The following is an 11639-nucleotide window of genomic DNA, read 5'->3' on the forward strand; positions in this document are numbered from 1 at the left end:
TCATCACTGCTCATCATCACCGCTTTACTCCGTGAATCCGGGGGTCCTACACGCGCGCCTATACGCGCGCGTGAGACCTCCCGGGTTCATGACCCTGAGTGACTAATCGAAGGAGACGGCCGATGGCCGACGACGACGCCGGGGGGACCGTCCTCGGCTTCCCCGGCGGGCTGACGATCCCGGGGCCGGTGGGCAGCGGCCCGCCGCCGCCCGGGGCCGCTGCCCCGTCCCTGACCGACCTGCCCGAGCTGGCGCCCCCGCCCTCCCTGCTGGTGGCAGGAAATTCCGACGTCAGCGGCGGCGGCAGTACGACGACCGCACACACTGACCCCGGAATGCCGGACAGCTCGGAAGGGCAGGGAATCGCCGCCATGTCGGTGGTGATGATGGCCGGTATTACCGTCGCCGCAATGCGCGGCGCATGGAATGCAGCTGCTTATCTGAAAGCCCGCCACGAACACCATCGGGCAATTGCAGATCAGCAGCGGGCGGCGGCTGATAAAGCCGCGATCGGTGTTGAGGCGGCCCGCCAGAAAAGCCGCTTGCAGTCCGGTCCAGAATTCGGGCGCAGCATCCGCTCGGCAGGCGGCGGAGGTGGCCGGACAAACTCCGGAGAGAATTCCACGCCCAGCACGCTCCGCTCCTCCGGCGGCTCCAAGCCGTCGGGCGGCTCTAGGTCTAAGACGCCCAGCAAGACGCCTGGCGGCGGCTCTGGCGGCCGTACGCCCTCGCTGGGCACCGGCGGGTATGGAGGCAGTGGCGGAGGCCGTAGGGGCGCTCTGGAGCCCTCCGGGGCAAAGGGCGTCGGAAACACCGGGAATGGGGGCCGAAAGGCCCCGTCAACCGGTACGAGGAACAGCTCCGGCGGCCTTTCCGGAGCCGTTCGCGACCGTGCTGCCGACCGGATCCGCAACGGCCCGAGGCCGAAGAACGGGACCGGCCCCCTCGGCAAGGCCGGCTCGGGCGGCGGCACCACACCGTCCTCCGGGTCGAGGCCGGACCGCGGGACCGGCTCGAAGACCCCGACGTCGGGCACGAAGTCGAAGACGTCGGGGACGGGTTCGGGCGGCAAGGGCCGGGTCACGCTGCCCGAGGCGGTGGCGAAGGAGTCGGCGCGCCGGCTGGAGAAGCGCCGCAAACAGCTATCCCCGCCCGTCCTGACCACGGTCCGCAAGGGCAAGGGCAAGAAGGGCGCGGGGAAGCCGGGCAGCGGCGGCCCCGGCCCGAAGCGCAAGGGCAAGGGCCGGGTCACGCTGCCGGCGGCCATCGCGAAGGAGTCGGCGCGGCGGCTGAAGAAGCGCCGTAAGCGGCTGGACCCGCCGGTGCTGACCAAGGTCCCCAAGAAGAAGGGCAAGAAGCCCGCCCCGGCCCGGACGACACCGACGACGCCGAAGGTCGATCTGACCAAGAAGCCCAAGACCGGCACCACCGGCGCGGGCGGCCCGGCGGCCCCGAAGGTCGACCTCACGAAGAAGCCGAAGCCCGGCGCGGCCGACACCGGCGGCACGGCTCCGAAGGTGAACCTCCGCAAGAAGGTCAAGCTCACCAAGAAGCCGCGCAAGCCCGGGTCGGGCACGGCCGCCGCCGGCGGTACGGGACCGGCCGGGCCGAAGCCGACCGGGCCGACCACCACTGACCCCAAGTCGAAGGCGGACAAGAGCCGTTCCCGCCGCGGCTGGTGGGAGCGGGCGAGTGCTCGCCGCTCCGGCCGCCCGGCTCCCGACCCGTCCAGCTCCACCAGCTCCACCGGCTCCGGCACCGCGCCGGGTCCGGGCGCAGCACCGGGCGGAGGGTTCGGCCCACCCCCGGGCTGGGGCTACGCCGAAGGCACGACGATCACCGTCGAACAGGTCGGCGGCGAGGGCTGGACCGCCCGCCGACGGGAGAACCGCCGCGCGGCCGGCGTTCCCGCCGGGGCCATTCCGGCATCAAGGACAGGAGGAACCGGAGTGACTGTGCCCGTCCCGACGAAGGCACCGAACACCCAGTACGCGGACAGCGACCTGACGATCGCCGACGTCATCGACTCCGACGCCGACATGGCGGAGGAGATCATGGCGGGCGTCGACGAGGCCCGCGCCGCCGCTGAGGGCTGCGACAAGATGATGACGCGACTGGAGGCCCTGCACCAGAAGATCGTCGACCTCAAGGTGCCCGGCGTCCTGGAGGGCTGGGTACTGATCCTGGCGGAGAAGGCCGTCAGCGTGAAGGCGAAGGCGGAGGCCCTGGCGGAGAAGCTGCCCGCCGCCTCCGAGGCCATCGCCACCGCCGGCCAGAACGCGGAGCGACGCCACAAGCCGCTCGCCGACGCCGTCCGCGACGCCGGACACGCCGCGCCCGCTGAGCGCGACTACCACGTCGAATAGGAGAACCCACCGTGTCCGACCTCGTTCCCGTCATCGGCGGCGCCCTCCAGAAGACCGGCTCCGTCATCGTCGGCGCCGTCCGCTTCGGCATCGTCGTCGCGCAGCTGACCGCCGCCAGCGCCACCATGGCGGGCCTGTCCCACCAGGTCCGCTCCACATTCAAGTACGTGGAGGACTGCGCGGATTCGGTCGACAAGCTCGCCGACCTCGCCGCGTCCAAGGCTGTCGACCAGTCGACCGTCAACGAGCACCGCGAGGCGGCGACCGTGATGCGGTCCTGCAAGGAAGAAGCGGAGGCCATGGCCGTGGAGTGCGAGGAGATGTCCATGCTCTTCCACGAGACCGCCGACGCCCACATCGCCGACTACGGCGCGGTCGCGGACGCCGCCAACAACATGCCCGACGGCATCGAGATGGCCGACCGCACCTTCTACAGCAACCGCTGACCCACCCACCCACCGCACGAAGGGCGGCGAACCCACCACGGGTTCGCCGCCCTTCCCATGCCCTGACAAGGAGAGCCCACCGATGATCCGCCTCGGCCCCCTGCGCAGCCGCTTCGCCCTGGCCCGCAACGCCTTCGGCCGCGTCGCCACCGTGGCCGGCACCGGCGCGCTCGCCACCGGCACCTTCACCCACGACTTCTACGGCCCTTCCGTCCTGGCCGCCCTCGGCTGCGCCGGATGGGGCGCCCTGTGGTCGGCGACCCTGCCGCGCGATGCGGCGGGCAACACCGCCATGGGCCTGTATCTGTCCCCGTCGGTGTCGATGGCCGCGCTGCTCACCGCGCAGCGCATCGTGCCCGGCATCGACTGGTACTGGCAGCTGCTCGCCGACGCGGGCTGGACCGCCCTGGTGCTGTACGTGCGCCCGGCCCGCATGGCCCGCGTCCTGGTCGGCCGCGAGAAGTCGCTGACCCCCAAGGCAATCGAGCAGACCCAGGAGCTCCTGGCCGCCGACACCGACCAGGCCGGGCCGCAGCACCCGATGGCCGCCTACTGGGCGCAGCACGTCGCCATCGAGGGCGGCGCCGCCCCGAACACCATGCTGGAGCAGATCGAACGCACCGGTGAGGAGTCGATGACCGCCGTCATCCGCTCCACCCTCCCCGGCAAGCCGGTCCCGAAGATCGACCTGCTGGAGCTGTCCGCGGCCATCAACTGGCCCGAGGACGACATCGCCATCACCCCCGTGCCCAAGCAGGGCGCCGGGGTCCGGCGGCTCACGGTCGGCCAGGCCCCCGAAGAGGCCCTGGACATCTACACGGCCTGGGAGAAGCTCATCGCCCCCAAGGGCATGCCCTCCACCGTCATCACCGCGATCCGCACCGTCGACATCCCCGACGAGGAGACCAAGGAACTCCCCGCATGAGCAAGATCTACGAGCTGACCGTGGAAGCTGTGGAGGCCGGCGACATCATCACGTACCACCCGATGAAGCTTGCCAACGCCCTACGCATCAAGGACGTCAATCGGCTCGCGGTGGAGACCAGCGTCATGGGCGACAAGGCCCTGGTCACCATCTACCCGCACGACCCGCTCGCCCGCGTCATCCTCGCCGACCCGCAGATGCTAGTCATGGACGAACGCGGGCGCGTGTGGATCGGCCGCTACCACAACGGCCGGCCCTCCCTGCTGCGCCTGTACGACCCGGCGAGCGGCTCCGCGCAGCGCCTGCTGCTGTTCGGCACCACCGGCGCGGGCAAGTCCACGGCCGGGCAGATCATCCTCGCCGCGATGAAGCGGTCCGGGATCGCCGTGCTGTACGCCGACCTCAAGGGCGGCCAGTCCGCCCCCGAGGCGTACGGGCAGACCGGGCCCGGCGCGGACGGCAACGTCGCCTGGCGGGTCACCACGCAGGAAGGCACGATGGCGCAGCTGCGCACGACCTGGCTGACCATGATGGACCGCCAGGAGCGCTACGCCCGCCTGGGCCGCTCCAAGTTTCTGCGCGACCGGCCCGACCCGCTGCTCTACCAGATCGTGGACGAGGCCAACAGGCTGCTGGAGAAGGGCGCGCCCTACCGCGACGAAGCCACGTTCTACATCAAGGACATCGGCCGCACCGGCCGCTCGCTCGGGGTCGGCATCGGCCTGTTCGCGCAGGCTGGCCACCTCGAAGAGATGGGCGGCAGCGACACCCTCCGGGCGATGCTCAAGGAGGGCGAGGTCATCCTGCTCCGCTGGACGTCCAGCATGATGAAGCAGTTGGTGACCGACGGCCTGTTGCCCGCCGGTCAGGTCCTCGCCCCGATCCCGAAGTACGCGGGCGAAGTCGACCTCGTCTCGCAGTTCGACGAGGAACACACCGACGACGACCGGCCCGGCACCCAAGGCACCGCGTACAACGTCAACGGCCGCTACCCGACCAGCAAGATGCGGTTCTGGAACATCGGCTCCGACATGCCCACCGAGGGCCTGGACCCGATGGTCCTAGACCTGTATGGGCCCGGCGCCCCGCCGGAGATCGAGCAGGACGCCTGGGATCTCATTGGGGACGCCTACTGCCAGCGCCTGGACGGCATGGAGGCGTACCGGGCCGTCTTCCCCGAGCCCGAGGAAGACGAAGACGGCGAAGACGGCGGCGGAGGCAAGAAGAAGGGCGGCGGAGCCAAGACAGCCGCCTCCCCCGTCCCAGCCTCCCAGCCCAAGCCTCGCGCCCGCACCCTGCGCGACCGCATCCAGGCCGTCCTGGACGCGCACGACGACCCGCTGGACGCGCTCCAGATCCTGGAGCTGGTCAACGCTGACGGCGGCCGCGAGGTCAAGCTCGGCAGCGTCCGCAACACCCTGACCGCGATCAGGAACTGACCCCCCTCGCCCGGCCCCGCCGCCCTTCGCGCCCTCCCCGCCGCCACGGCAGGGAGGGCGCGCCCATACCCGAACGGAGACCAGCACGATGGACTTCCACCCCACCGACGGCCGCCCGATGTCCGACTCCGAGGCCACCGCCGAAGCCAAGCGGATCATCGAGACCGAGTTCCGGCCCGAGCAGCCGATCTGCCACTTCCCCACCTCGTTCCGCGACGACTCCCCCGCGCCCGCCTACGGCGACACCCCGCCCGTCCTCCAGCCCGACCATCGGATCGTGCCCGCGTGGGCGGCCGGGATCGCGGTGGCCTCCATCGGCGTCGGCGCCGGGGTCACCGGCATCGGCTGCGGTGCCTGGCTGGTTCTGCAGGGCCTCGCCTCGGTCACGCTGACCGGCGTCTTGATGGTCACCCTGCCGTTCGCCGGCCTCGCCATGGCCGCCACCGCGATCGGCGGCGCGATCAGTCGCGCCCGCTCCGCCGTCACCAAGAACGTCTACGCGGGCCCGGTCACCCACCACACCGAGATCCACAACAACAGCAGCACGAGCGGCTTCTGCGCCCGCACCCGCAACGACGTCCGCTGACCGGGCATCCTGCGTCGTACTTGAACCCCGCCCGCACGGCCGGGAGTCGAGTGCGGCGCAGGCCGCCCCGGGCAGCCCGCGCGATCAGTCGTCGTCCAGGTAGATCAGCAGGCGGCCGTACTCATCGACCTCCGCCTCATAGATCACGCCGTTGACGACCGCGTGGTCGACGACCACCTCGAAGTTGTCGTCGTCGTCGATCCACAGCACGCCGTCGTCGTCCGTGAACGCCGGATAGATCACCCCGTCGGCGATCACCGAGTCGAACTTGACTGCCATCGCGCCTCCTTGCTGCTCCCTGGCCTCGCCCCAGCCTGTCGCATCACCAGGCCCGGCAACAGGGCCATTCCCATCCCGTACGCAGCGTCACAGCCTTCGAAGGAGAAGCCGACCGTGGCTGACCACAACGACCGCACGCCGTACATCCCCGGCCAGCGCCAGGAGTCCTCGGCCGCCGACCACGGCCAGGCCCTCGACTTCCCCGAGGCCCCGCCGGTGCCCTCGCTCGAAGAACTCGACAAGGAGCCGCGGCTGGCGGGCCTGCGCGAGTGGTGGGCCGACGCCTGGGACGGTGGCGGCTTCCTGCACGACCGCTGGGAGGACCTGCGCCGCGCCCCCGAACTCGGCTGGCACGGCATGGCGAACTGGGTGAAGGCGGTGCTCGGACTCGCCGGGATCTGCGCGGCCCTCATCCTGCTGGACGGAGCGACCGACATCCTGGCCGACACGCTGCACCGCCTGCTGACCGCCGTGCCGCGCGTGCAGGTCGGCGCCGACACCTCCAACGGCGTCTTCGCCGTGGTCGACCAGCCGATCCGCTCGTACATCGCGGCCCACTCCGCCTCGCTGCCGATCAGCGCCTCCACCATCTACACCGTCTGGCAACTGGTCGGCATCTTTGGCCTGGTCGGCGGCTTCTTCCGCAGCAGCGGCGCCCGCCTCACCTGGACCGCGTGGGGCGCGGCCAGCATCGCCATGGTCTACAGTGCCGCGCCCGCCGACGGCCGCACCATCGCCATCGGGCTCGCCGTCCTCGCCTGGACCGCCGCCTCCGCGTTCGCGCTGCGCGGCCTGACCCTGCGCCCGACGATCTTCACCCACATCCACAACGCCGGTCACCAGATCGAGCCGCACATCCACCTCCCGGCCCCGCCCGCCCCGCCCGCCGAAGACAGTGCACCCCCTTCAGAAGCGCTGACCCGCCGCCCTGCCTGGTCCTCGCCCGCCCCGCGCGGGCGAGGACCGGACAGGCCGACCGGCCGCCTCACCCCACCCCGATCCCCGCGAAGGAGAGTCACCGTGGCTCCGTTTATCCGCCCCGCCCCCGCGCCCGAGGATCACCATCCAGATCGAGAACTGACAAGGAGGCCCCCATGGCCGTCCAGATCAAGGCCGACACCTTCGCCGCGCTCAGCGACTGCTTCGCCGCCGACCTCGCCGCCCTCATTGTCTGGACTACCCGCTCGGGCTCATCCCCCGCCCGCGCCACCGGAACGGCCGGCCCGCCCAGGTCGCTCCACACGGTCCAGCACCACCACCCGCTGGCGCGCCCGCGCAAGGCGCGCCTCGAATCCGAATGGAATCCCATGACGCTGCAGAAGAACGAGATCTGGGTCGGCACCTACCAAGGACGCCACGACGGCACTCAGGTCACGGTCACCGCCACCCGCGACGACACGCGCCCCGAGCCCTACGTCTGGACGTGCAGCTGCGGGGCGTCCCGGAGCTTCCCCGCCAAATACGGCGTGGACCGCAGCGCTTGGCGTCACACGCACCCCACCCGCTGGGACCAGCTGCGGCAGTGGACCGCCCGGCTATTCCGGACCCGGAGCACCAGCTGAGACCTGACGCCCTGCCTGGTCCTCGCCACCCCGCCCTGCGGGACCGGCGAGGACCGGACAGGCCGCCTGGCCGCACGCACCACCCCGCCAACGCAGCAACCGCCGGCGGGGCCTCGCGCTTCCGCAACCGCCGTACAGCCGACGCGCTGACGGCTACCCGTCCGACCATCCCTTGCGCGGGACCGGGACCGGGCGGGGAGCCGGAACAGCCGGCTCACACCACGCACAGACAAGGAGCAGCACGTGCCCGTCACCCTCACCGCCCACCAGCTCGGCCGCCTGATCGACCGCACCATCGACCACATCAGCGACGAACTCACCGAACAGCTGCACGGCATCCGCCTGGACGCCGACGACACCTACCTCTACGCGGTCGCCAGCGACCGCCACACCCTGGCTGCCGCCCGCTACCGCCACCACGGCCTGGACGGCCGCCGCTTCGCCTGCACCCTCCCGGCCGCCTCCCTGCACATGCTTCGCGAATGGACCGGCGCACAGCCCGGCAACGACACCGTCACCCTCACCCTGGAGGGCACCCGCCTGCAGTTCGCAGCCCCGGCCGGTGACCTGCGCATCGTCATCGACCCCGACCTCGCCTTCCCCGACTGGCGTGGCACCCTCCGCACCGTCCTCGACCAGAGCGCCCCCGCGGGCGGCGCGGCCTTTCCCGCCGTCGACACCCGTCTCCTGGCCAAGTTCCAGACCGCCGACAACATCATGCGCGTCCGCATCACCGCCGACCGCAAAGCCATCGCCTTCTTCGGCGAGGACTTCCTCGGCGCCCAGATGCCCTGCTCGCACCGACGGCCCGGCTTCCCCACCGACGAACCCGAAACGGTGGATCAGCTCGTCGCTTCCTGGCACCACACGTTGACCGGCAGCAGCCCCGCGCCGGTGACCACATTCGCCGCCACACCTGCGCACCCTGGCGACGAGGTCACCAAGGACATCACCGAAACCACTGCCGAGCTCCTACGCCAGACCCTGCACAGCACCCACAGCCTGCTCGGCGCGCTGCGCTCCCCCGAGGTGATCGCCGCCCACGCCATCGCCGGCGTGGGCGCGTGGACGGCCTACCGCTACCTCGACGCCCTCCACACCGCCGACCCCAAGCTCGCCGAGAAAGTGGTCGCCGACGTCGCCGAGGAACTCGATGCCGGGGAGCTCGGCGTCTACGCGTGGGACGCCGCTGAGCAGGCCGGCTACGACCCACGGCAGTGGCGGAAGGAGTTCGAAGCCGCAGCTGCCAAGGCCCGGATCACCACGGACGAGAAGCCCCCGCAGGCCGACACCGACCAGTCGGCCGCCTGACCGTTCTGACGGCTCTCTGTGCCGCCCCAGCCCACCTAGGCGGGGCGGTGCGGAGGACCGGACAGCCCGGCCCTGCCACCACCTCACAGAAGAGGAACTGCCGCATGTCGTACCGCAACGCCGCTGTCTTCGCCGCCTTACTCGGCCTGGGCCGTGCCGGCTCGAAAATCGGCGACTTCTGGGTACAGGACGACTTCTGTGCCCGTGTGAAGGGCGCCTCCGATGACCACCCGGTCACCTACCAGGACCCGGCCACTGAGAAGACCACCACCCACGGCACAGCCGATGGCCGCAAGGCGTGCCTTCACCACTGCCTCACCTACACGGCCACGCAGGCGATCGTTGCCGGGGCCGGCGCCCGCGCGCTCGGCATCCGGGTCCACCCGGCCGCCGCCGCGGCCGCGCTCGCCATCTCCTTCGGCACCCATTACGCCGCGGACCGCAGGGTGCCGGGCAAGGGCCTGCTGGAGAAGATCGCCACCAAGACCGGCAAGGGCGGCTTCTACAAGCTGGCCGACTTCGGCATGAATGGCGCCTTCCACCTGGACTCCGCCTGGCACCACGGCTGGGAGACTCTCGCCGCGCTCATCGCCAGCACCAAGGCAACCACCCGGTGACCGGCTGCGAATCCACCGTAAGCGGCGGGCAGATGATCGCCGACTCCGCCGCTTACGACGCGTGCGGATGGGACCAGGCCGTCTTCCGGTACCGAATGCCCACCATAGCGATCGTCGCGCGCACCGAGCTGGCCACCTGCCAAGCCAGGCAGGACGCGAGGCCGACCAACCGGCAGGTCCCAGCACAGACCATCGCCCGGCAGCACGCCGGCGTCCCGACCGGCGAGCAACTGCTCGCCGAAGGCTTCGACCAAGTCCACGACGCCGCCGACCTCGACCTGCTCTACCTGCTGCTGGCCCGCTCCGCTACTGCCAGCTTCGACCCTCTCGCCGAGATCCGCGCCACCTTCGGCCCGGACTCCGTCGGCGTGTTCGCCGTCGCCGGACGGCAGCTGACCGTGCGCCGGTCGGATCACGCCGAGGTCTTCGACCACCACTGGCAGGCTCACCTCCAGGGCCGGACCTGCGAGAGCTGCGGCGGCACGGCGTGGGTGAAAGTCACCGACGCCGCCGACCTACTGGCCGTCTACAACGGCCAACCACCCGAAGAGCTGTTCTGCGACTGGTGCGACGTCCCTGACTGGTACGCCGCCTGACCGACGAACCGACACCCCGTACACGACGAAGAGGCGCACCCCATGCCTGGACAGCCGGGTGCGCCTCTTCTGATACCCGCCCCGAGGGGCGGGATCGGAGCCTGCATCATGCCTGCCCTGACCGTCTTGCGCCAGCACCCCCGCACACTTCTGCTCACCGCGGCCGCTGTGCCACTTGCCCTGGCCGCCGTGGTCGATGACGTCCGCGTGCGTCGCCAGCTGGAGGTCGCACGCCGCGACCAGCTCACCGGCATGCCCTGCCGCGACGGCCTCACCGCCCACGACAAAAGGCAGTTCATCGCCCGGCACCGCGCAGGCGACCTCCTGGTCCTGGTCCTCGACGGCAACGGCTTCAAGGCAATCAACGACTCATACGGCCACTCCGCCGGCGACAAGGTCGTCATTACCCTCGCCCAACGGCTGCGCCAAGGGAGCGCCACCCGCCAGGGGCTGGCCGCGCGCCTGGGCGGAGATGAGTTCGGCGCCGCCGTCCCGGTGCCGCGCGCACGCTTCACCCAGGAGCTCGCCGGCCCGCGCCTTCACATGGACCGGCCCGTGCCGTACGAGGACCTGCTGCTGCCATTCATCGTGTCGATCGGCACCGCCTACGCCGTCGACCTGCCCGGCCGACCCTTCGGCGACGTCCTGCGTGCCGCCGACGTGGCCAGGTGCAAGGTGAAGACTGGCGAAGAGTCCTTCCCGCACCTGGGCACCGTGGCCGACGCTGACACCCCGGAGGTCAACGGCCGCCGACCCGGACGCCCCGGCACCGCCCTGCTGGAGCGTGCCGCATGACCGCCGCACTTGAAGGCGCGACTGGATCCGCGGCATCACGATCCGCCAGCCCTGGGCCACCTGCATCCTCGCCGGGAAAACCCCAGAGAATAGGCCCGTGCACTGGCCGTGGCGCGGCTGGGTGCTGATCCACGCAGGGAAGGAGCTGGAGCGCCCCGCGCTGCGCGACCCGCTGGTCGCCACGCGATCCGAGGCCGAGAGCTGCACCTCGGTGCGGTCATCGGTGTGGCCCGGCTTGTCGACTGCCACTTGGACCAGGGGCCTGAGCACTGCACCAGCTCCTGGGCCGAGCGCGGAGCGCACCACCTGGTCCTCGCCGACGTCCACGAACTGTCTTTGCCCGTGCCCGCCACGGGTGCGCTCTCTGCGGAAGCCGAGCCAGGACCTCGTGGACCAAGTCCTGCAGCAATCGCCTCGTCTGCGGCCGTGACCAGCAAGCGCGGCAAGAGGCCGCTGTGGGAGCCGGGCTGCATCCCCTCCCCGGGCGGCCTCCTGGACTGGCGCGACCTTCGCCATTTCGACGGTCGGCGGGACCTGCTGTGCGTGTTGTGCGAGAAGCCCACGCCGATGCGCTCTCACTACGGCGAGCCCGCCCACAAAGACCTGCGCCGGGCAATGGATCGCCGCGCATCCCACCGAGGCCCGCCGCGGCCGGTTCGCCTCCGACATCCACCCAAGCGCCGGCGCGACGACGACCACGCCTGAATTCCCTCCACT

12 protein-coding genes and 1 pseudogene are annotated in these 11639 nt (G+C 71.1%); 12 read left to right on the plus strand and 1 reads right to left on the minus strand.

What is annotated here, in order from left to right; all coding sequences use genetic code 11:
- Positions 1-1097: 1097 nt before the first annotated feature.
- The 5 genes from ACRAS8_RS36525 (at position 1098) to ACRAS8_RS36545 (ending at position 5762) form a co-directional block, all read left to right on the plus strand.
- A complete protein-coding gene (locus ACRAS8_RS36525) occupies positions 1098-2366 on the plus strand; it encodes a hypothetical protein (protein ID WP_438490728.1) in 1269 nt (422 codons plus the stop codon).
- Between the two features lie 11 nt (positions 2367-2377).
- Positions 2378-2812, plus strand: a complete 435-nt coding sequence (locus ACRAS8_RS36530) for a hypothetical protein (RefSeq protein WP_438490729.1) — start codon at positions 2378-2380, stop codon at positions 2810-2812.
- Between the two features lie 82 nt (positions 2813-2894).
- Complete coding sequence (locus ACRAS8_RS36535; RefSeq protein WP_438490730.1) at positions 2895-3737, plus strand: hypothetical protein; 843 nt, start codon at positions 2895-2897, stop codon at positions 3735-3737.
- Positions 3734-5176, plus strand: a complete 1443-nt coding sequence (locus ACRAS8_RS36540; protein WP_438490731.1) for a DNA/RNA helicase domain-containing protein — start codon at positions 3734-3736, stop codon at positions 5174-5176. The genes ACRAS8_RS36535 and ACRAS8_RS36540 overlap by 4 nt, the downstream gene beginning before the upstream one ends.
- 88 nt (positions 5177-5264) lie before the next feature.
- Positions 5265-5762 (plus strand): hypothetical protein, encoded by a 498-nt coding sequence (locus ACRAS8_RS36545; protein ID WP_438490732.1) that lies wholly within the window; start codon positions 5265-5267, stop codon positions 5760-5762.
- 84 nt (positions 5763-5846) lie between these two features.
- Here the strand turns inward: ACRAS8_RS36545 and ACRAS8_RS36550 are convergent, their stop codons facing one another.
- A complete protein-coding gene (locus ACRAS8_RS36550; protein WP_438490733.1) occupies positions 5847-6041 on the minus strand; it encodes a hypothetical protein in 195 nt (64 codons plus the stop codon).
- A gap of 114 nt (positions 6042-6155) precedes the next feature.
- Between ACRAS8_RS36550 and ACRAS8_RS36555 the strand changes: the two genes are divergently transcribed.
- The 7 genes and pseudogenes from ACRAS8_RS36555 to ACRAS8_RS36585 all read left to right on the plus strand — a co-directional run bounded on the left by ACRAS8_RS36555 (position 6156) and on the right by ACRAS8_RS36585 (position 11352).
- Positions 6156-7352, plus strand: a complete 1197-nt coding sequence (locus ACRAS8_RS36555; RefSeq protein WP_438490734.1) for a hypothetical protein — start codon at positions 6156-6158, stop codon at positions 7350-7352.
- On the plus strand, positions 7349-7603 hold the full coding sequence (locus ACRAS8_RS36560; RefSeq protein ID WP_438490735.1) for a hypothetical protein: 255 nt from the start codon (positions 7349-7351) through the stop codon (positions 7601-7603). Before ACRAS8_RS36555 ends, ACRAS8_RS36560 begins: the two co-directional genes overlap by 4 nt.
- Before the next feature lie 243 nt (positions 7604-7846).
- Positions 7847-8914, plus strand: a complete 1068-nt coding sequence (locus ACRAS8_RS36565) for a hypothetical protein (protein ID WP_438490736.1) — start codon at positions 7847-7849, stop codon at positions 8912-8914.
- Between the two features lie 104 nt (positions 8915-9018).
- Positions 9019-9531: a hypothetical protein gene (locus ACRAS8_RS36570; protein ID WP_438490737.1), complete on the plus strand. Its 513-nt coding sequence runs from the start codon at positions 9019-9021 to the stop codon at positions 9529-9531.
- Between the two features lie 32 nt (positions 9532-9563).
- Complete coding sequence (locus ACRAS8_RS36575) at positions 9564-10127, plus strand: hypothetical protein (protein WP_438490738.1); 564 nt, start codon at positions 9564-9566, stop codon at positions 10125-10127.
- A 108-nt stretch (positions 10128-10235) separates the two neighbouring features.
- Positions 10236-10922, plus strand: a complete 687-nt coding sequence (locus tag ACRAS8_RS36580) for a diguanylate cyclase domain-containing protein (RefSeq protein ID WP_438490739.1) — start codon at positions 10236-10238, stop codon at positions 10920-10922.
- 25 nt (positions 10923-10947) lie between these two features.
- Positions 10948-11352: pseudogene (locus ACRAS8_RS36585) on the plus strand (hypothetical protein).
- The last annotated feature ends 287 nt before the right edge of the window (positions 11353-11639 follow it).

It is taken from the genome of Streptomyces sp. S186, assembly GCF_051603415.1.
Lineage (GTDB): Bacteria > Actinomycetota > Actinomycetes > Streptomycetales > Streptomycetaceae > Streptomyces.